Genomic DNA, 19,773 nt, shown 5'->3' with positions numbered 1-19,773 from the left:
CCGGGACGGCTGGGGTGGGCGGCGGTGTCAGAACTTCGCCGCGACGCGGCGGGCGTCCTCGTGGGCGCGATCCCGGGCCGCCGCGGCGTCGGCGGTGGCCAGGTCCGGGCGGAAGTGGACCTCCTCGACCTCGGTGATGCCTGCCCAGGCGAGCCAGTCGCGCAGGTAGGGGGCCTGGAAGTCCGAGCCGAAGGCGGGGCCGCGGCCGGGCCCGTAGACGGCGCTGGTGAGGACGAGCGCGGCCTTCTTGCCGGTGAGCAGGCCCGTGTAGCCCGCGACCGGGTCGAAGGAGAAGACCATGCCCGGCTGGCTGACCACGTCGATGAACTGCTTGAGGACGTAGGGGATCCCGGCGTTCCACATCGGCACGCTGAACAGGTAGCGGTCGTGGGAGTCGAACCGCCGGAAGGTCTCGACCGCGCGGGCCCACGCCTCCGCCGCGGCGCCCTGGGGCTCCTCGCCGGCGAAGACGGCCATCTTCGCCGCGGCGGCCGCCGGCCCGAAGTCCGGCAGCGTGCCGTCCCACAGGTCGAGGGTGTCGACGTCGTCGAGCGGGTTGGCCTCGCGGTAGGTGTCGAGGAAGGTCGCCGCGAGGGCGAGCGACTCGGACCGGGCCCCGCGGGGGGAGGCGGAGACGTGCAGCAGACGGGACATCGGTGCTCCTGGGGGGCGGCGGCGCGGCCCTGTGCCGCGTCGGGTCCGACCCTGCGGCGGCGTCCTGTCACGGCGCTGTCGGACGGGTGTCACGGGGCGCCGCGGGCGGGGTAGCTTCCCCGCCGCTGCCGTCCCGTCCGTCCCGGAGGAGTGCCGATCGTGGACCTCCTGGTGCTCGGCCCGCTCGAGGTCCGTCGGGACGGCCGCCCCGTGGAGGTGCGCCGGGGCCGGCCGCGCCGGCTGCTGCTGTCGCTGCTGCTGCGCCGCGGGGACCCGGTGCCGCAGGACACCCTGATCGACCAGCTGTGGGGCGATGCGCCGCCGGTCAACGCGGACAACGCCCTGCACCTGCTGGTCTCCTACCTGCGCCGGACCGTCGCGGGGGAGCGGCTGCGCATCGACCGCGGGCCGGCCGGCTACCGGCTCGTCGTCGACCCCGGGAGCGTGGACGCCGCCCGGTTCGAGGAGCTCGTCCGGCGGGCGGCGGCCGCGCAGGAGCCGGGAGTCCGGCTGCGCGCGGCGTCGGAGGCGCTGGCGCTGTGGCGTGGACCGGCGTTCGCCGAGGCGGCCGACGACGCGTTCGCCCAGGCCGACATCGCCCGGCTCGACGAGCTGCGGGTGCAGGCCTGCGAGTCCCGGGCCGACGCCCTGCTGGTCCTCGGCCGCCACGACGAGGCGCTGCCCGACCTCGCGCAGCTCGCGCGGGAGCACCCCTTCCGGGAGCGCCTGCAGGGCCAGCTGGCGCTCGCCCTCTACCGGGCCGGGCGGCAGGCCGAGGCGCTGGCCGCCCTGCACCGCGCGCGGACCGTGCTCGCCGAGGACCTCGGTCTCGACCCCGGGCCGGGGCTGGCGGAGCTCGAGCGGCAGGTCCTCCGGCAGGACCGGCGGCTCGACCCGCCGCTCGACACCGTCCCGGCCGCCCGGCGGGCGCCGGTACCGGACCCCGCGCCCGACTCCGAGCCCGACTCCGAGCCCGACTCCGAGCCCGCCCCGCGCCCGCCGGCCCCGGCGGAGGTGCCCGGCGTCCCGGTCGCCCTCACCTCGCTGGTCGGCCGCGACGAGCAGGTCGCCGCCGTGCGGGAGGCCCTCGCCGGCTCCCACGTCGTCACGCTGACCGGGCCCGGGGGAGCGGGGAAGAGCCGGCTCGCGGCGGAGGCGGTCCGCGCGCCGGCCGGGACGGTGTGGTGGGCCGACCTCGCCGCCGTCGCCGCCGGGCACGGCGTCGGCGCCGCGGTCGCCGCCGCCACCGGCACCGGCCTCGCCACGGACGACGCCGCGCACGAGCTGCGCCGCTGGATCGGCGGCCGGGAGGCGGTACTCGTCCTGGACAGCTGCGAGCACGTGGTCGCCGACGTCGGGCGCCTGGTCGCCGTCCTGGCCGCCGGCTGCCCGGGGCTGCGCGTGCTCGCCACGAGCCGCCGGCCGCTCGGCGTCCCCGGCGAGCTGGTCCGGCCGGTCCCGACGCTGCCCGTCCCCGCCGCCGAGGAGGACGACGTCGAGGTGGTCGGTGCCTCGCCGGCGGTGCGGCTGTACTGCGAGCGCGCCGCCGCCGTCCGGCCCGGGTTCGTCCTCGACGCGGCCAACGCGGGCGACGTGGCGGCGGTGTGCCGCCTGCTCGACGGGCTGCCCCTGGCCATCGAGCTCGCGGCCGGCCACGCGGCGGCGCTGAGCCCCCGCAAGACGGCCGCGTTGCTCGAGGACCGCCTGCGGCTGCTCGGCGACGGTGCGCTGCGCGCGGCGATCGACGGGAGCTACGGCCTCCTGACCGAGGACGAGGCCGCCTTCCTGGACCGGCTCGCGGTCTTCGCGGGCCCCTTCCCGCTGGAGGCGGCCGCCGAGGTGGCCGGGGCGGGGCTGGCGGCCGACGGGCTGCAGCTGCTGCTCAGCCTCGTCCGCCAGTCGCTGGTCGCGGTGGGCGACGCCGACCACTTCCGGCTGCTCGACACCGTCCGGGCCTTCGCCGGCGCCCGCCTGGCGACCCGTCCGGACGAGGCGTCGGCGGCCGCGGACCGGCACGCGGACTGGTACGCCGCGTTCGCCGAGGATGCCGACCGCTCCATCCGCGGCGCGGACCAGGCGGGCTGGCTCGCCGAGCTCCGCGCGTCACGCGCCGACCTGCGGGCGGCGCTGGCCCACTGCCTGCGCGGCCCGGGGCGCCGGGCGGACCTGGGCGCGCGGATGGTGTGCGCGCTGTCGTGGTTCTGGTCCCACGAGGGCTCCTTCGCGGAGGCGCGGGCCTGGATCGCCGAGGCGCGGGCCGCGGGGCCGCACGGGCCGCGCCTCGACGCCGAGCTGCACCTGGCCGCCGGCATGCACGCCGAGTCCGTCGGCGAGCTGGCGGTGACCGAGGAGGAGTGCACCCGGGCCGCCGCGGGCTTCGCCGCCATCGGGGACTCCCGCGGCGAGGCCCGTGCGCTGCTGCACCTGGGCACCGCCCGCTGGGCACTGGGCCGCCTCGACGACGCCGCCACCGCGCAGGACCGCTCCATCGGGCTGTACCGGTCGGTGCGGGACGACAGCGGCGCGGGCCTCGGCCTGGTGCTGCGTGCCCGCACCGCGCTCGACGGGGACGACGCCCGGCTCGCCCGCGAGCTGCTGGTGGAGGCCCGGCACCTCCTGCGCCGCGCCGGTGACCCGCACCTCGGCGCCCTGTGCCTGGACCAGCTCGCCCGCACCTGCCTGGCCGACGGGGCGGTGGCGGAGGCCGAGCGGCTCGCCCAGGAGTCCCTCGCGGTGTTCGAGGCGGTCGGCTACCGGGAGGGCGTCACCGCGTCCCTGCAGACGCTGGCGCAGGCGTCGCTCGCGCTGGGCGAGCCGGCCGCGGCCACGGCGCTGCTGCGGCGCGCCGGCGCGAACGCGCTCGAGCTGGGCCAGCCCGCCGCGCTCGCGGAGACCCTCGAGCTGCTCGGTGAGGCCGTCGGCGACGGCGACCCGCGGGCCGCCGCGCGGCTCGTCGGTGCCGCCGGCCGGCTCCGCGAGGAGGGCCCGCTCCCGCGGACGCCGTCCCAGGAGCGCCGGGTCGCGGCGTGGCTGCCCCGGTTGCGCGCGGCGCTCGGCGAGCGGTACGCGGCCGCCGTGGCGGAGGGGCGCCCGGAGTCGCCCGCCGACCTGCTGGCCGCCCTGCCTGACGGCGCCCCGCGGGCGTAGCCCGGGTCAGGCCGCCGCGGCCCGGGCAGGGGCCTCCATCCCGACAGCAGGGACGCGGACGGGGCCCGGGCGTGTCCGACCTGTACTGCGGGTGACCGGTCCGTAACATCGGGGCATCGTCGTCCCGTCCCGCGCGCGAACACCGGGACCTCCGGGGACGGCCCCGACCCCTCCGGAGCCATGCCGCCACGCAGTCTCTGGCCGTCCGCGGACGGCCTGGCCTACGAGTCCGCCGACGTCGCCGGGCGCGTCCTCGACGTGCTGCTCGACGACCGGCGCGTCTGGTCGTTCCGCGACCGGCCCGACGGCGTCGCCCCCGAGCGGCCGCCCGGCGTCGACGAGGGGACCCGCGTCGGCTTCGAGCCGTGGCCGCCGGCCCTCCTCCCGCACCTGCGGGGCACCTTCCGCGTGGCGCTGCGGACCGTGGGCGAGGACGCGGGGGCCTGGGCGGAGGCGGAGACCTCGCTCGACGGCGACCCGGGCCCGCTGCGGCTGGCCGACCGGCACGGCCGCCCGCTCGTGGTCAACAAGTGGGGGCGGCTCGGGCACGCGCTCGGCGACGCCGGCCCCGCCATGGTCGAGCGGATGCTCGACTCGATGGACGAGATCCGGGCCCTCGTGCAGGCGCACCTCGGCGACCGGGTCTACGTGACCGGCGGCAGCCTGCTCGGTCCGGTCCGCGAGGACGGGCACGTCCTCCCGCACGACGACGACGCCGACCTCGCCTACCTCAGCCGGCTCTCGGTCCCGGTGGACGTGGTGCTCGAGGCGTTCGAGCTCGGCCGGGTGCTGGCCGGCGCCGGACACCGGGTGCTGCGCCTGTCGGCCGGGCACCTCCAGGTCCTCGTCGAGCACGAGGGCCGGCCCGACCACTACGTCGACGTCTTCACCGGTTTCCTGCTCGAGGGGCGCTGGTTCCAGCACTTCCCGATCCGCACCGAGGCGACCGAGGAGGACCTCCTCCCGCCGGTGACCGTGCTGGTCGAGGGCCGCCCGGAGCCGGCGCCGCGGGACCCCGAGCGGATGCTCGTCGAGCTGTTCGGACCCGGGTGGCGCGTGCCGGACCCGGCCTACCAGTTCGACATCCCGCCGGAGACGGCCGACCGCTTCTACGGCTGGTTCGCCGACTACAACGTCGAGCGCGAGGGCTGGGAGGACGAGGTCGTCCTCGCCACCGGGGAGCCCCGCCCCGCCCGCGCCATGAGCGGCCTCGCCCGGGCGCTGCACGCGACGGCCCCGGACGGCGCGCCGGTGCTCGACCTCGGCTGCGGCCTGGGCTCGGACGCGCTGGCCCTGGCCGCCGCGGGCCGGACCGTGCGCGCCGTCGACTTCTCCCGGTACGCCCTGGAGACCGCGCGCCGGGCGGCGGGGGAGCGGGACCTCGACGTCGCCTTCGACGTCCTCAACCTCCTCGACACCCGCCTCGTCCTCCGGCTGGGCGCCGAGCTCGCCGCCGGGCACCCCGGCGCCTGGACGGTGCTCGGCCGCCGGCTGCTCAACGCGCTGGAGGACCGCGGCCGGGACAACGTGTTCCGGCTCTGCGGGATGCTGCTGCGCCGCGGCGGGACCGCCCACCTCGACGTCGTCGCCGACCACGCCCACCCGGGGATCGCCCCCCACCGCCACCTGCGCCTCGACGACGTCCTCGCCGAGGCGGCGCGGCACCGGCTCGTCGCCGACGAGGTGGTCCCGTGCACCGAGCCGGTCTCCTGGGCCGGCGCCCCCGAGGAGCGCCTCACCGACCTGTGGCGCATCACCCTGCGACGGAGGAACAGTTGACCCCCGACGACGCGGCGCCCCGGCGCCCCCTGGCCCGGCCGGCGCACCTGGTGCGCCGGGTCCTGGCACCCGCCGGCCTCGAGCTGGCCGGGCAGCTGTCCGCCCTGCAGCAGGAGTTCGCCGACCTCCGCGCCGCCGACGACCGGCTGCGCGAGGAGCTCGACGAGGCGCGCGGCCGCACCCGCGAGCTCGAGGCGGAGGTGGCCCGGCTGCGCGGCCTCGGCGACGAGGTGGGCGCGCTCCGCGAGGAGGTGGCGCGGCTGCGGGACGGCCTGCACGAGGAGCGGCGGCTGCACCTGCGCGTCGCCGAGCTGACCGACCTGGTCACCGAGCTGGTCCTGCCCCTGCACGACCGGGAGATCGACCCGGCCGTCCTGCGCTCGCTCCGGCCGGAGACCCTGTGAGCCTGGCGCCGGTGCCCGGCCCCACGCGCGTGGTCACCTTCGGCACCTTCGACGTGTTCCACGCCGGCCACCTCCGGTTGCTCGAGCGGGCCGCGGCGCTCGGGGACCGGCTCGTCGTGGGCGTCAGCTCCGACGAGCTCAACCGCGGCAAGAAGGGGCGCTCGCCGGTCTACCCGCTCGCGGCGCGCATGGCGATCGTCGGCGCGCTGCGGTGCGTCGACGAGGTGTTCGTCGAGCACAGCCTGGAGGCCAAGCGGCGGTACCTCGTCGAGCAGCGGGCCGACGTCCTCGTCATGGGCGACGACTGGGCCGGCCGCTTCGACGGCCTCGGCGACGTCTGCCGGGTCGTCTACCTGGAGCGCACCCCGGCGGTGTCCACGACCGCGATCATCGAGCAGATCCGCGGGGTTCCGGCGGAGGTCGGCGAGAGCGCCTGAGCGCCGTCAGCGGCGGAAGACGACCGTCCGCAGGACGACGAAGTTGACGGCGGTGCCGACGCCCTGCGAGACGGCCCAGGCCAGCGTCGGCGCCCACCACCGCCCGGGCAGCCACAGCAGGGCCAGCGCGTTCACGGCCAGCACCACCCCGAACGTGGTGCCGTAGAGCAGCACGAACCCGGCCACCCGCCGCGACCCGCCCTCGACCCCGAACGCCCAGCGCCGGTTGAGCACGTAGGCCGTCGTCGTGCCGCAGACGAAGCTGATCGCCCGGGCGAGCCAGGTGGCCAGCCCCAGGTGCAGGCCGAGGGTGTAGACGCCGAGGTCGACGACCGCCGACAGCGCGCCGACGGCGACGAAGCGGGTCAGCTGGCGCAGCAGCCCGTCGCGGGCGGGCTCGCGGGCGGGTCCGTCGGCCGGGATGCCGTCGGCGGGGACGTCGGCGGCCACGTCAGTCGAGCAGCCGGGAGACCGCGGCCAGCCGCGAGTCACCCGCCATCGACGCCAACCACGCCGACCAGCCCGGGCGACGGCGGACGGCGGCCAGCGCGGCGCGGGCGCCCTCCCGGTCGCCCCGGCGGGAGGCGGCCAGCGCGGCGTAGAGGTCGCGGGCGCCCTCCGGGGCGAACAGCGCCAGGGTGTCGTAGTCGCGCTCGTCGTAGGCCCGCTGCAGGTTGCGCAGCATCCGCAGCTGGGCGACCGGGTCGCCGGAGTCGTCGACGCGCAGGTCCATCCGCACGCCGTCGTCCTCCTCCGACGCGGGCTGCCCGCTCACCACGAGCAGCGCCGCCGACTGGCGACCGCGCAGGTCGCCGCCGGCGTCCTGCCCCGCGGCGAGCGCGGCCAGCAGCCGGTCGGGCAGCCCGCCCGCGGCGGCCTCGTAGGCCGCGGCCATCGCCGGGAGCACCTCCGGCGAGGCGAGCATGTTGCCCTGGACGCTCCAGCCCGCGCCGACGACGTGGCCGCTGACCGGGAACGACCCCGGGCCGGTGTCGGCGGCGACGGAACCGTCGGTCGCGAGGACGGCGATCTGCCGGTCGACGTCCTCCGCGGCGTGCGCGGCCCGGCGCACCAGCACCGCGGGCGCGGTGCCCTCGGCCAGCCCGCCGAGGAGCACGTGCCCGAGGCCGCGCGGGCTGCGCGCCTGGACGGCGACCACGCCGACGCCCGGGCGGGCGCTGGGCACCGCCCGGCCGACGGCGAGGATGCAGGACGAGACCGCGATGCCCATGTCCCCGGTGACCGGGTCGCGGGCGACGACCGAGAACGTCACCGGGGGAGCGGTGCCGTGGTCACGACGGGGTCAGACCGTGGCCGGCAGGGCCATCGTGGGCACGTCGCCGGGCACCGCCAGCGGGGCGCCGGTCTTCTCGACGACCTCGTCGGCGGTGACGCCGGGGGCGACCTCGCGCAGCACGAACCCCTCGGGCGTGACGTCGACGACGGCGAGGTCGGTGACCACCCGGTCGACGCAGGCCTTGCCGGTGAGCGGCAGCGAGCACTCCTCGACCAGCTTCGGCGACCCGTCGCGGGCCACGTGCTCCATCATGATGATCACGCGCTTGGCGCCGTGGACGAGGTCCATCGCCCCGCCCATGCCGTTGACCATCTTCCCGGGGATCAGCCAGTTGGCGAGGTCGCCGCGGGGGTTGACCTGCATCGCGCCGAGGATGGCGAGGTCCAGGTGCTTGCCGCGGATCATCCCGAAGCTCATGGCGGAGTCGAAGAAGCTCGCGCCCGGCAGGATCGTGACGGTCTCCTTGCCGGCGTTGATCAGGTCGGGGTCCTCGTCGCCCTCGAAGGGGTACGGGCCGACGCCGAGGACGCCGTTCTCGCTGTGCAGCACCACGTGCACGCCGTCGGGGACGTGGTTGGGCACCAGCGTGGGCATGCCGATGCCGAGGTTGACGTAGGAGCCGTCCTGCAGCTCCTGGGCCACCCGGGCGGCGAGCTGGTCGCGGGTCAGGGTCACTTGTCCTCCTCCATGCCCTCTTCGGTGGCCTCGTCGCCGCCGGCGGCGAGGGGGGCGGGGTCGGCGGCCGCGGCCGGGCGGGGGCGCGTGGTGCGCCGCTCGATCTTCTTCCCCTCGGCGCCGACGACGACCACCCGGTCGACGAAGACGCCGGGCAGGTGCACGTGCTCGGGGGTGATCTCGCCGGGCTCGACGAGCTCCTCGACCTCGGCGATCGTGACCCGCCCGGCCATGCCGGCCAGCGGGTTGAAGTTCATCGCCGACTCGTGGAAGACCAGGTTGCCGTGCCGGTCGCCGACCGCGGCGCGGACCAGGCCGAAGTCGGCGGTCAGCGCGGTCTCCAGCACGTACTCGGTGCCGTCGAAGACGCGGGTCTCCTTCGGCGCGGACGTCTCGACGACGGTCCCGTCGGCGTCGTAGCGCACCGGGATGCCGCCGTCGGCGACCATCGTGCCCACGCCGGTGGGCGTGTAGAAGGCGGGGATGCCGGCGCCGCCGGCCCGCAGCCGCTCGGCCAGCGTGCCCTGCGGGGTCAGCTCGACCTCCAGCTCGCCGGACAGGTACAGCCGGGCGAGCTCCTTGTTGCCGCCGACGAAGGAGCTGATCGTGCGGCGGATGCGGCCGGCGTAGAGCAGCACGCCGAGTGCCTGGTCGTCGACGCCGCAGTTGTTGGAGATGGTCGTCAGGTCCCGCGACCCCTTCTCCAGCAGCGCGTCGATCAGCGCCACCGGGACACCGCAGAGCCCGAACCCGCCCACGGCGAGGACGGCGCCGTCGCCGACGTCGGCCACCGCCTCCCGCGCGCTCGCGACGACCTTGTCCATCAGCTGACCACCGTCTCTCCCGGCGCGGTGGGGCGGCCGCCTCAGGCGGGCCGGCCCAGCTCGCGGATGCCCTCGATCCGGACGCCGAGCGTAGCGGTGACCCGTTCGGCCTCCGCCCGGCCGCGCAGGGCCGAGGGGTCGGGGTGCCGCACGAGCACGAGCGAGGCCCCGGCGGCCAGCGGCGCGAGCAGCCAGGCGACGGGCCCGGCCTCCTCCGCGGTCCGCTCGTCGACCAGCACCCGGTCCCCGGCCGCGAGGCCCAGCCGCCCGGCGAGCTCCTCCGCGGCCCCGGCCAGCGCGCCGAGGGTCAGCTGCAGGCCGCCGGCGGACAGTCCCGGGGAGGCCGGGTCGGGCTGCTGGTACGGGGTGAAGACGTCGCCGTGCCCGCGCACCTCGAGCGCGAAGTCGCGGGCCGGGCCCGCGTACCCGGTCATGCCCATCCCGAGCGGGTGCAGCGACAGGCCCATCAGGTCGGGGAGGTCCTGCTCCTCCAGTGGCGCGAGCCGGTCGTGCGCGGCGAGGACGACGTCGGCGGCGTCGAGGCGGCCGTCGTCCTCGGCGGCGGTGTCGAGCACCGCGGCGCCGCAGCTCCACACGCCGAGCAGCACCGCGGCGGTCTGCCAGTGCACCGGCAGGGCGACGGCGACCGTGCTGCCCGGGCCGACGTCGAACTCGTCCTGCAGCAGGTTCGCGGTCTTCGCCACCCAGTTCGCGAGCGTCGTGGCCGACAGCTCGACGCGCTCGCCGGTGGCGTCGTCGTAGGCGGTGACGAGGGGGGCGGAGGGGTCGCGGCGCAGCGCCGCGGCGAGCAGCCCGGCGGGGTCCGTGGGACGAGTGGGAGGCACGGGGACAGGGTGGCACCGGACCGGACCGGTTCGCCCCGGCGTCGTCCGCGCGCGGATACAGTCGGCCCCCGGAACGCCTGGGCACCTCTCGGGCGCAGCCGGGCCGGACGCGTCGACGTTGCGGACCCCCGATCCCACTGGCCCGCCGTGACCGTGAGCCGTCCGCGCCAGGGAAGAGAGCCGGAACGTGACCGCACACATCGTCGAGGACGCCCCGCCAGCGTCCGTGGCGGAGGTCGAGCCGACCGCGCCGACCGGCCGGTTCCGCCGGGCGCGTGTCGAACTCCTGACCTGGGGGGCCTACGTGGTGGCCCAGGTCGCCCAGCTGGCGGCTCTGCGGTCGCTGGACGCCAGGTTCTTCTGGCTCGACGACGCCCAGTCGCAGTTCGGTCCGATGACCTGGTGGCTCGGGCGCAACCTCGAGGGCGGCCGGCCGCCGCTGATGGACCCCGAGCAGGGGATGGCGGGCAACCTCGCCGCCGACATGCAGTACGGCGTCCTCGACCCGCTGCACTGGGGGTTGCAGGCCCTCGCCGCGCAGACCGACGACTTCCTGACCATGGCCTGGGGATTCGCGCTCCTGTGCGTGCTGCTGCTCGGCTCCGGCGTCCTCGCCCTGCTGCGCCACCACCGCGTCGCGCCGTGGCTGGCCGTCGCGGGCGCCCTGGGTGTGGCGTCGAGCGGCTTCTACCTCTGGTACGGCAGCTCCTGGTGGCCGCTGCTGTGGAGCGTCGCCTGGCTGCCCTGGTTCTGGTGGGCCCTGCAGCGGCGCGGCGTGCTCGGCCCGCTGGTGCTGGGCCTGGCCACCTGGGCGCTGCTCGCGTCGGGCAACCCCTACGTCCTCTTCTTCGCCGGCGCCGCCTACGTCCTGCACCTGGCGGAGCGCTTCCGGGACGGGGGGCTGCCCGCCGTGCTCGACCGGGACGGCTGGACGCACCTGGCCGCCGCCGTCGGCGGTCTGGTCCTGGCCCTGCCGACCCTGCTGACGACCGTGCAGATCTCCGGGGTGATCAGCCGGCTCGGCGCGGACCCGGTCGTCGGCAACGCCGGCTTCGCGGTGCCCAACCTGGTCGACGTGCTGCTCGGCGGCCCCACCCTGATGGCGCAGACCAACGCCTGGGGAGGCGACCTCGGCCTGGTCCCCGCGATGACGACCATGACCATCGCCGTCCCGGTGCTCGCGCTGGTCGACTGGCGGCGGGCGCTGCGTGCCCCGGGCGTGCTCACCGTGCTGGGCGTGGTCGTGCTCGCGGCGGTCTTCACCCAACTGCCGACGACGGTCTCAGTCTTCCGCTACCCGCTGCGCTACGTCGTCGTCCTGCAGGTGCTCCTGCCCGTCCTCAGCCTCGTCGCGGTCACCGCGGCGCCGCACCTGACGCGGCGGCGCTGGCAGCTGGCCGGGATCCTCGTCCTCGCCCAGGTGCTGCTCGCGTGCTTCCGCGCGCCGGTCTTCCTGCGCTGGCACGCGGTGGCCCTGGTCCTCGTGGCCGCGGCGCTGGCCGCGTTCGCGCTGCGGCTGCGGGCGCCGGGGCGGCGGGTCCGCGCGGCCGCGGCGGTCGCGCTCGTCGTCCTGACCTCGCTGCCGGTGCTGCTGGGGGAGCTGATGATGGTGTCGCTGCAGGACCGCGTCGACGTCCTGGAGTCGGCGGACCGCCCCGACGGGATGCCCTTCCGGGCGCTCTACCCGGGGTGGCAACTCGGGACGACCGTGGAGGAGTATCGCGACCGCTCGGTCCTCACCGACGGCTCGGCCACCGTGCTCACCTTCGACCTGCCCGAGGACCTCGGCTGGGCCGACGGCGTGCTGGCCGGCAACGGCAACCTGGCCGCCGACTTCCGGGCGGGCACCGGCTCCTTCGCCGTCTGGCAGCGCCACGTCAACGAGCACTGGTGCCAGGACTTCCGCGGCATCACCTGCGGTGACCCCGGGGAGCTCCTCGAGGTCGAGCCGACCACCGGCGAGGCCTGGATCGACCTGCTCGCCCAGGACACGGTCCTGCTCGACCGCGACGCCCCGGCCGCCCTGCGGGAGCACTTCGAGCGCGCGTGGACCCGCGTGGGGGAGGCAGGCGCCCACGTCGAGTACCGCCGTGACGACGACCTGCCCGGCCGCGTGACCAGCGCCGACGGCGTCGAGGTCAGCCAGCCGGAGGGTGGGTTCCGGCTCGCCTACGCGGACGAGCCGATGGACACCTACCGGGTCTCGACCGGCGCCGAGGGCGGGACCGTCGTCCTGCGCATCCCCGCGTGGCCGGGCCTGGAGGCCACGCTCGACGGCCGGACCCTCCCGCTCGACACCGTGGACGGAGCGGTGCTGCGGGTCGAGGTCCCGGCGGGCACCGACGCGGCCGAGCTCGTCGTACGATACCTGCCGGTCGGGCAGCGCATCCTCCTGCCCGCGGTGGCCATCGGTGCCCTCGCCGTCGTGGGGGCGGCCCTGGCGGCCGGCCGGTCCCGGCGGATGACACCGGCGACGGCGGCCCGCCCGGCGACGGCCGGGGGCGCCCGGTGAGCGGCGGCCGCGTGCGGCACCTGCTGCGGCAGGTGGTCCGCTTCCTCCTCGGCTCGTGCCTCGGCCTCGCCGTCGACCTGGGCGTCTTCGCCCTCGGCGTGCGGCTGGGCGCCTCGCCCGGCGTCGCCAACGTGGTCAGCGCCGCCTGCGCCGTGGTCGTCGTCTACCTGTTCGTGACGAAGTACGCCTTCGCCGCCGAGCGCTCGCGCACCACCTTCGCGCTGTTCGTCGGCTGGTACGCGACCTCGATCGTCGTCTTCTCGGTGCTCATCGAGCTCCTGCACGACGTCACGGGGTGGGACGCCTTCGTCTGTAAGTTGGTGTCGCTGCCGCCGTCGTTCGCGGCCAACTTCGTCGCCAGCAAGCTGCTGTTCCGCGGCCGCCCGGCGCCGCAGCCCGAGCGGGAGCCGGCGCGCGACGGGGCGGGGGCCTGAGGTGGCAGCACGACCGGGCACCGGGACCGACGCACTGGGGGGACCGAACGGCATGACGCGTCCAGGCGGGTCGGTGCAGGCCCTGCTCTTCGACCTCGACGGCACCCTCGTCGACACGCGCGAGGCCAACTACGCGGCCTACCGCGACGCGTTCGCGGAGTCCGGCCACGAGCTGACGCCCGAGCAGTTCGCCGGCACCTGGGGCCGCGACTCGCGCGACTTCATCCCCGACCTGCTGCCGGGCATCGACCCCAGCGGCGTCGACACGATCCGCGCGGCCAAGAGCCGGCTCTACGCCGAGGTCCTGCACGAGACCTCGGCCAACGACGCGCTCATCGCGTTCCTGCGGCTGGTCGCCCCGACCCACCGCACCGCGCTGGTGAGCACCGCCAAGTCCGGCAACGGCCGGCAGATCCTCGACACCCACGGGCTGACGCCGCTGTTCGACGTCGTCGTGTGGGGTGACGAGGTGACCCGCAGCAAGCCCGACCCGGAGGGCTACCTCAGGGCGCTGGAGCTGCTCGGCGCCGACGCGTCGGCGAGCCTGGCGTTCGAGGACTCCGAGACCGGGCGCCAGGCGGCCCTCGCGGCGGGGCTGATGGTCCTCGAGGTGCCGCACTTCTGATGGCTCTCCGGTACTCGCGCGGCCGGCTCGCGCTCATCGTCGTCGCGCTGCTCTCGCTCGCCGGCTTCGTCGTCCTCACCTGGGGCTCGCTCACCGACCTGGCCGACCGGCTGGCCTCCGGCCTGTCCGGCGGCGGCTGGGCGCTGCTGGGCCTGGCCGCCGCGGTGCAGCTGGGCGGGCACGTGCTGCGCGCCGCGCGCACCAAGGTGCCGATCGACAACGTGCGGCGGGGCAGCCTCGCCGGGCAGTTCCGGCACCTGTCGATCGGCTACCTGTTCAACCTCGTCTGGCCGCTGCGCGTGGGCGAGGTCGTCCGCTCCTACCTGGTCGCGAAGACGCTGCGGATCAGCTGGCTGTACACGCTGATGGCCGTCGTGCTCGAGCGGCTCATCGACGTCGTCCTCGTCTCGGTGGCGTTCCTGCTGGTGATCGCGCTGTACGGCGGCCCGATCGCCGGCATCGTGCCGTTCGCCGCCGTCGCCGCGCTGGTCGTCTCGCTGGTGCTCATCGGCTCGTTCGCCGCGCTCGTGCGCGAGAACGCCACGCTCATGCGGCTGGCCTGGCGGATGACGGCGTGGCTCAACACCGACCTCGAGAACCGGGCCCGGTTCAAGCTGTGGTCGGTCATCTTCGGCTTCCAGCGGTTCCTGCGGCAGCGCCGCCAGCTCGCCCGCTACGGCGTGCTGACGCTGGCCTCGTGGGCCTGCTACGTCGCCGCCGCCGCGGTCACCGTCGCCGTCGTCTTCCCGGCGCTGTCGAGCCGCGACGCCGTCATCACCACCGCGGCGCCCGCCGGCGTGGTGAGCCCGAGCATCGGCAACGGCGCCCCCGGCTCCTACGCCGACGGGATCCGCGACTTCGTCACCGGCAGCACCGGCCTGTCCGGCTCCGAGGTGCTGCTGTTCGCCGCCGCCTCCTGGGCGGTCGTGAACGTGCCGGTGATCGTCGTCGCCGTCGTCTCGCTGTTCGTCAACTGGGCCCGGCGCACCAGCGACCCGCTGGCCGGCGCCGAGCTCGCCCCGGCCGACCGGTACGTGAACAAGCTCGGCCGCGACCAGGACATCTCCGGGTCGATGACGCACTTCCTCGACGCCTACTTCCAGCGCCAGCACCTGAGCACGGTCATGCACCGGCTGGAGGTGAAGGGCAACGTCAGCCTGGTCCGCTTCTTCAAGGGCGGGTCGAACGCGGTGACGCTGCTGGCCACCAACGGCTCGGGTGAGCTGTTCGTGAAGAAGATGGTGCCCACCGAGTACGCGCACCGGCTGAAGAACCAGCACGACTGGCTGGCCGAGCGCGCCGACCACGACCAGCTGGTTACCGTGCTGCGCGAGGAGCACGCCGAGGACCACTACTCGATCGACCTCGAGTACCGGCCCAGCAGCGTGCCCCTGCACGAGTACGTGCACGAGAACCCGCTGGCCGAGGGCGCGGCCAAGCTCGCCGAGGTCTGGGACTACATGTACTCGCGGGTCTACCGGCTCGGCGGGCTCGAGGCGCGGCCGGAGCTGCGCGACGACTACGTCACCGAGCGGTTCGTGCTGCGCGTGCGCGCCGCCGCGGACTCGCATCCGGCGCTGGCGGAGGCGCTCAAGGGCGACCGCATCGTCGTCAACGGCACCGAGCTGGACAACTTCGACCGGATCCTCGCCCGTATCCAGGCCAACCCGGCCGCGTGGGAGGACCTGGCCACCTTCCGGGCGTCGTCGCACATCCACGGCGACCTGACGGTCGACAACATCCTCGTCGACCTGCCCACCGACCGGGTGCTGGTCATCGACCCCTCCGACGACAACCAGATCCGCGGCCCGGTCATCGACTTCGCCCGGCACATGCAGTCGCTGCTGTACGGCTACGAGTTCCTCAACGACGACGAGGACCCGGTCGTCCTCGGCGCCGCCGCCGACGGCACCCCGGAGATCACCTACCGCGACGCGCGGTCGGCCCGGTACGCCGAGCTCGCCGACTTCGTCTCCACCGAGGTCATGCCGCGGCGGCTGTCGCAGGCCGAGCAGCGCGCGGTGCTGTTCCACGTCGGGCTCTTCTACGGCCGGATGCTCACCCACCGGGTGGCGATCAACCCCGGCACGGTGCTCAAGTACTACGGCGTCTGCATCCAGGCGCTGAACCGCTTCCTGGAGCAGTACGAGCTGCCCGTGGCTGCCCAGGACGACGACGTCTTCGGCGATGCGCCGAGGGACGGGGAGGTCCTCGCACGGTGAGTCCGGAGCCGCAGAAGGTCGTTGTCGCCATCCCGGCGTACAACTGCGCCCCCCAGATCGGCCGGGTGCTCGACGAGATCACCGACCAGGTGGCCGCCCGGGTCGAGGAGATCTGGGTGATCGACAACCGCAGCACCGACGACACCCTCGAGCGGGCGGTCGAGTACCGGCGCTCGGGCCGGCTGCCGCAGCTGCGGGTGTTCCGCAACCGGCAGAACAACAGCCTCGGCGGCACCCACAAGGTCGCCTTCGAGCACGCCCGGGCCGCCGGGATGACCCACGTGGTGATCCTGCACGGCGACAACCAGGCGAGGAGCGACGAGGTCACGCTGCTGCTCGACCACGCCGCCGCCCACCCGGAGACCCAGACGGTGCTCGGCTCGCGGTTCAGCCGGCACTCGACGCTGCACGGCTACGACGCCAAGCGGGTCTGGGGCAACCGGGTGCTCAACGGCGTCTACAGCGCCGTGGCGCTGCGCTCGCTGCAGGACCTGGGCTCGGGGCTGAACCTGTTCGCGCTGCGCGACCTCGACCCGTCCCGGTACCTGCGCTTCGCCAACCACCTGACGTTCAACTACGAGCTCATCCTCGACCTGGTGGCCCGCAAGGTGCGCTTCGCGTACGTGCCGATCACCTGGCGCGAGGAGGACCAGGTGTCGAACGCGCGCAACTGGAACATCTTCCGGACGGCGCTGCGCAACCTGGCGCTGTGGCGGCTGGGCCGGCCGACGTCGGAGCCCGCGCCGGACCGCGACTACGAGTGGGACGAGGTCTCCTGATGACCACGCTGCAGGTGCTCATGCCGATGGGCGGGCTCGGCACGCGGTTCCGCAAGGTCGGGATCACCACGCCCAAGCCGCTCATCGAGGTCGACGGCGGCCCGATGTTCCAGCGGGCGCTGCGCTCGTTCGACCCGTGGACCGGGGACCAGACGGTCACCGTCGTCGTCCGGTCCGACGACGACGCCGAGCACGGGCTGGCCGAGAAGGTCCTCGCCGCCCAGCCCGACGCGCGGATCGTCATGCTCGACCACGACACCCGCGGCGCCGTCGAGACCTGCCTGGTGGCCCGCGACGCGCTCGACCCCGACCAGCCGCTGGTCATCATCGACTGCGACATCGCCTTCGACAGCGCCGAGTACTTCCGGGTGCTCGCCGACGCCGTCGAGCAGCAGAGCCTCGACGGGCTGCTGCTGTCGTTCTCGTCGGTCCTGCCGCGCTACAGCTTCGCCGAGGTCGGCCCCGACGGGCTCGTCGTCCGCACCGCGGAGAAGCAGGCGATCAGCTCCGACGCCCTCATGGGCGTCTACTCGTTCACCTCGGCGCGGGTGTTCCTCGAGGCCGCCGACCGGCTCATGGCCCGGCAGATCGACGCCGCCATGCCGGAGTACTACGTCTCGCTGGTGTTCAACGAGCTCATCTCGTCGGGCCGGCGCGTGGGCCTCGTGCGCGGCGACTTCTACTGCTTCGGCACGCCCGAGGAGCTCGAGGCCTACCAGCGGACCGGCCTGCCGGTCTGATCTCCCGCACGACCGACCCGGAGGCCCGGTGGCGAACGCCACCGGGCCTCCGCGCGTCCGGGGCGTCCCCGGAGGACGACGGCCCGGCCCGCCGGGAGTGGTGGCCGTGGCCGGCTCCCGGGGGAGGGCCAGCCCCGTGACGCCGGCCCCCGGACGGCACGACGCCCTCGGGCCCGGGTGGGCACGGGGGCGCCGTCGCGGCGTCGGATGGTCAGATGCGGGCGGCGACGAACTGCCCCAGCGACCGCGAGAACGTGGCCGTCAGGTGGCTGCCGTCGAAGTAGACCACGACCCCGCCGATCAGCTCGTGACAGGCCCGCTCGTCGCAGAAGGCATCGGTCAGGTCGAGCACGGACACCCGGTCGTCATGCATCGCGGCGGCGGCCTCGGCGAGCCGATCCGGGGTGAGCCGCACGTCCCGGGGGCCGGCGCACGGGTCGTCGACCGTCCCTGCGGCGGCGATGCAGTCGGGAGCGCTGACCTCGAGGTTGACCAGCTCGGCACCGGTCCGGACGCCATTGGTCGTCGGCACGGCCCGCAGCACGTGCACCTGCTTGCCCGCGTCCGCGAGCCGGTGCAGCGGCGCCTGCACCTCGGCCTGGGGGAATTCGTCGAGCAGGGCCCCCGACTCGTCGACCCACTTGTAGACGTCGGACCGGTAGCTCGTGAAGACACGCGTGATCTCCGGGTCCGCCGCCACCTGCGACAGCGCGTCCTCCTGCCACGCGGCACAGGCGGGAGGCTCCTCGAGCGGCATGTTCGCCCCCAGGAGGTGACCCTCGCCGAAGAGGGGGCAGCCGGCCTTCAGGTACGTGATGACGGCCCAGTCGCGGTCCTCGGCCACCTGCTCGAGTGCCTCGTACATGCTCGCGGTGTGCGAGTCGCCGAAGAGGGCGACCGTCTCCACCGGGTCCTCGCTGCCGAAGCGACAGGTCCGGACCTCGGTGTTCGAGCCGTCCTGCAGGCAGTCCATCCCGGCCGAGCGGTCGGACTTGGCGAAGGTGGTGTCGACGGTGCCGGCCCAGGCGAAGGGATCACCGCAGCCGCGGTCGGCGTCCATGGCGCCGGCCCCGAAGCAGGGGTCGCCGCCCGCCGCGAACTGCGCGGCCGCCGCCCGGGCCTCGTCGACCCGGTGCTGGACGACGAGCCACCCGCCGGCCGACATTGCGACCACCAGCGCCGTGGCCACGGCGGTCGCGAGGAAGGTCGCGCCGTCGCCGCGGCGGGCGAGCGGCGTGCCGGTGCGCACCGGGTCCTCGACCCAGACCTTGGTGGCCCAGGCCAGCCCGACCGTCGCCACCAGGACGGCGATCTTCGCCGTCGTGCCCATCTCGTGGCCCAGAGCGAAGGGCGCGACGACGACGAGGGGCCAGTGCCACAGGTAGGCCGAGTAGGAGACGTCGCCGAGGAAGCGCACCGGTCCGAAGTCGGCCAGCCGCGTGGGGCTCCAGTCCCAGCGCGGGGAGCCGGCCCAGATGACGGCGACCGTGCCCAGCACCGGGACCAGCGCGGCGGTGCCGGGGAACGGGGTGAGCGCGGTGAAGGCGAACGCCGACCAGGCGATGGCGCCGAAGCCGGCCCAGGAGACCAGCGTCCGCAGCGTCTCGCGCCCCTCCGGCGGCGTGGCGGCCAGGAGCGCCAGGAGCCCGCCGAGGCCGAACTCCCAGGCGCGGGCCGGGGTGGTGAAGTACGCGTCGGGCGGGCTCGAGGCCGTCGTCGCGAGCGAGTACAGGAACGAGCCCGCGGTCAGCGCGCCGAAGAGCACGCCGACGGCGAGGCGGCGGTGCATCCCGGACCGGACGGCCACCCAGGCAGCCGCGACGACCAGCAGCGGCCAGACGAGGTAGAACTGCTCCTCGGTCGACAGCGACCAGTAGTGCTGCGCCGGCGAGGCGGCGTTGGTGTGCGCCAGGTAGTCGACGGCGTCGCCGGCGAGCAGCCAGTTCTCGACGTACAGCGCCGACGCGCCGATCTCGCGCAGCCAGCCCTGCCAGTACGTCTGCGGCACCCACACCACGGTGGCGACGGCACTGGCCACGAGCACGAGCAGCGACGCCGGCAGCAGCCGGCGGGCCCGGCGGGCCCAGAACCGGCCGAGCCGGACCCGCCCGGTGCGCTCGACCTCGCGCAGCAGGTGCGCGGTGATGAGGAAGCCGGAGACGACGAAGAACACGTCGACGCCGACGTAACCGCCGGGCACCCGGAGCGGGACGACGTGGTAGAGGACGACCAGCGACATCGCCAGCGCGCGCAGGGCCTGGATCTCGACCCGGAGGCCGGACTGCCTCTCCGGTGGGGCCGGCGGGTGGGAGGTGGCGCCGGGCGGGGCGTCCGCCGACGGTGCCGGGACCGGACCGCCCGTCGTCATCGGTTCCATCGTCCCCAGTCGACCAGACACG

Annotated in this window: 17 protein-coding genes; 10 read left to right on the top strand and 7 right to left on the bottom strand. The window is 75.3% G+C overall.

The annotated features are described in order from the left end of the window. Window positions 1-27: 27 nt before the first annotated feature. The gene (locus ACI78R_RS11690) at window positions 28-654 is read right to left on the bottom strand and encodes an FMN-dependent NADH-azoreductase (protein WP_457040842.1); all 627 of its coding nucleotides are present in this window, start codon (window positions 652-654) and stop codon (window positions 28-30) included. A gap of 159 nt (window positions 655-813) precedes the next feature. On the opposite strand from ACI78R_RS11690, the gene ACI78R_RS11685 reads away from it, so the two are divergent. The 4 genes from ACI78R_RS11685 to ACI78R_RS11670 all read left to right on the top strand — a co-directional run bounded on the left by ACI78R_RS11685 (window position 814) and on the right by ACI78R_RS11670 (window position 6,421). Beyond that, a complete protein-coding gene (locus tag ACI78R_RS11685; protein ID WP_457040841.1) occupies window positions 814-3,801 on the top strand; it encodes a BTAD domain-containing putative transcriptional regulator in 2,988 nt (995 codons plus the stop codon). A gap of 180 nt (window positions 3,802-3,981) precedes the next feature. Further along, the gene (locus ACI78R_RS11680; RefSeq protein WP_457040840.1) at window positions 3,982-5,580 is read left to right on the top strand and encodes a class I SAM-dependent methyltransferase; all 1,599 of its coding nucleotides are present in this window, start codon (window positions 3,982-3,984) and stop codon (window positions 5,578-5,580) included. Further along, window positions 5,577-5,984, top strand: coding sequence for a DUF6752 domain-containing protein (locus tag ACI78R_RS11675; RefSeq protein WP_073421521.1), 408 nt, complete (start codon window positions 5,577-5,579; stop codon window positions 5,982-5,984). Before ACI78R_RS11680 ends, ACI78R_RS11675 begins: the two co-directional genes overlap by 4 nt. A gap of 11 nt (window positions 5,985-5,995) precedes the next feature. Beyond that, window positions 5,996-6,421 (top strand): adenylyltransferase/cytidyltransferase family protein, encoded by a 426-nt coding sequence (locus ACI78R_RS11670; RefSeq protein ID WP_336027928.1) that lies wholly within the window; start codon window positions 5,996-5,998, stop codon window positions 6,419-6,421. Between the two features lie 6 nt (window positions 6,422-6,427). Here the strand turns inward: ACI78R_RS11670 and ACI78R_RS11665 are convergent, their stop codons facing one another. The 5 genes from ACI78R_RS11665 to ACI78R_RS11645 are packed head-to-tail and all read right to left on the bottom strand — an operon-like array spanning window position 6,428 to window position 10,062. After that, entirely contained in the window at window positions 6,428-6,871 is a 444-nt protein-coding gene (locus ACI78R_RS11665; RefSeq protein WP_073421522.1) for a GtrA family protein, read from the bottom strand. A gap of 1 nt (window position 6,872) precedes the next feature. Continuing rightward, window positions 6,873-7,694 (bottom strand): DUF1028 domain-containing protein, encoded by an 822-nt coding sequence (locus ACI78R_RS11660; protein ID WP_073421523.1) that lies wholly within the window; start codon window positions 7,692-7,694, stop codon window positions 6,873-6,875. Between the two features lie 30 nt (window positions 7,695-7,724). Beyond that, window positions 7,725-8,393, bottom strand: coding sequence for a CoA transferase subunit B (locus ACI78R_RS11655; RefSeq protein WP_336027924.1), 669 nt, complete (start codon window positions 8,391-8,393; stop codon window positions 7,725-7,727). Continuing rightward, window positions 8,390-9,217 (bottom strand): CoA transferase subunit A, encoded by an 828-nt coding sequence (locus tag ACI78R_RS11650; RefSeq protein WP_457040839.1) that lies wholly within the window; start codon window positions 9,215-9,217, stop codon window positions 8,390-8,392. The genes ACI78R_RS11655 and ACI78R_RS11650 overlap by 4 nt, the downstream gene beginning before the upstream one ends. Before the next feature lie 41 nt (window positions 9,218-9,258). After that, the gene (locus ACI78R_RS11645; RefSeq protein ID WP_457040838.1) at window positions 9,259-10,062 is read right to left on the bottom strand and encodes a TIGR03089 family protein; all 804 of its coding nucleotides are present in this window, start codon (window positions 10,060-10,062) and stop codon (window positions 9,259-9,261) included. A 187-nt stretch (window positions 10,063-10,249) separates the two neighbouring features. Between ACI78R_RS11645 and ACI78R_RS11640 the strand changes: the two genes are divergently transcribed. From ACI78R_RS11640 to ACI78R_RS11615, 6 genes are read left to right on the top strand one after another with little or no spacing between them, the layout of a single operon-like run. Then, window positions 10,250-12,574, top strand: a complete 2,325-nt coding sequence (locus ACI78R_RS11640) for a hypothetical protein (protein WP_457040837.1) — start codon at window positions 10,250-10,252, stop codon at window positions 12,572-12,574. Continuing rightward, window positions 12,571-13,008, top strand: coding sequence for a GtrA family protein (locus tag ACI78R_RS11635; RefSeq protein ID WP_457040836.1), 438 nt, complete (start codon window positions 12,571-12,573; stop codon window positions 13,006-13,008). The genes ACI78R_RS11640 and ACI78R_RS11635 overlap by 4 nt, the downstream gene beginning before the upstream one ends. A 52-nt stretch (window positions 13,009-13,060) precedes the next feature. Then, on the top strand, window positions 13,061-13,633 hold the full coding sequence (locus tag ACI78R_RS11630) for an HAD family hydrolase (protein ID WP_336027915.1): 573 nt from the start codon (window positions 13,061-13,063) through the stop codon (window positions 13,631-13,633). Next, complete coding sequence (locus tag ACI78R_RS11625) at window positions 13,633-15,855, top strand: lysylphosphatidylglycerol synthase transmembrane domain-containing protein (protein ID WP_457040835.1); 2,223 nt, start codon at window positions 13,633-13,635, stop codon at window positions 15,853-15,855. Before ACI78R_RS11630 ends, ACI78R_RS11625 begins: the two co-directional genes overlap by 1 nt. Then, window positions 15,852-16,634 (top strand): glycosyltransferase family 2 protein, encoded by a 783-nt coding sequence (locus tag ACI78R_RS11620; RefSeq protein ID WP_457040834.1) that lies wholly within the window; start codon window positions 15,852-15,854, stop codon window positions 16,632-16,634. Before ACI78R_RS11625 ends, ACI78R_RS11620 begins: the two co-directional genes overlap by 4 nt. After that, entirely contained in the window at window positions 16,634-17,374 is a 741-nt protein-coding gene (locus ACI78R_RS11615) for a glycosyltransferase family 2 protein (protein WP_457040833.1), read from the top strand. The genes ACI78R_RS11620 and ACI78R_RS11615 overlap by 1 nt, the downstream gene beginning before the upstream one ends. 211 nt (window positions 17,375-17,585) lie before the next feature. Here ACI78R_RS11615 and ACI78R_RS11610 read toward each other — a convergent pair whose 3' ends face one another. Next, window positions 17,586-19,742, bottom strand: coding sequence for an acyltransferase family protein (locus tag ACI78R_RS11610; protein ID WP_457040832.1), 2,157 nt, complete (start codon window positions 19,740-19,742; stop codon window positions 17,586-17,588). Between the last annotated feature and the right edge of the window lie 31 nt (window positions 19,743-19,773).

The sequence above is a fragment of the Geodermatophilus sp. SYSU D01106 genome (assembly GCF_054049995.1).
This window is presented reverse-complemented; position numbering and strand designations above follow the sequence as displayed.

Bases quoted from the DNA above. Each gene is read 5' to 3' on its own strand.
- ACI78R_RS11690 (WP_457040842.1), bottom strand. From the start codon at position 654: ATGTCCCGTCTGCTGCACGTCTCCGCCTCCCCCCGCGGGGCCCGGTCC.
- ACI78R_RS11680 (WP_457040840.1), top strand. From the start codon at position 3,982: ATGCCGCCACGCAGTCTCTGGCCGTCCGCGGACGGCCTGGCCTACGAG.
- ACI78R_RS11650 (WP_457040839.1), bottom strand. From the start codon at position 9,217: ATGGACAAGGTCGTCGCGAGCGCGCGGGAGGCGGTGGCCGACGTCGGC.
- ACI78R_RS11630 (WP_336027915.1), top strand. From the start codon at position 13,061: ATGACGCGTCCAGGCGGGTCGGTGCAGGCCCTGCTCTTCGACCTCGAC.
- ACI78R_RS11625 (WP_457040835.1), top strand. From the start codon at position 13,633: ATGGCTCTCCGGTACTCGCGCGGCCGGCTCGCGCTCATCGTCGTCGCG.
- ACI78R_RS11615 (WP_457040833.1), top strand. From the start codon at position 16,634: ATGACCACGCTGCAGGTGCTCATGCCGATGGGCGGGCTCGGCACGCGG.
- ACI78R_RS11610 (WP_457040832.1), bottom strand. From the start codon at position 19,742: ATGACGACGGGCGGTCCGGTCCCGGCACCGTCGGCGGACGCCCCGCCC.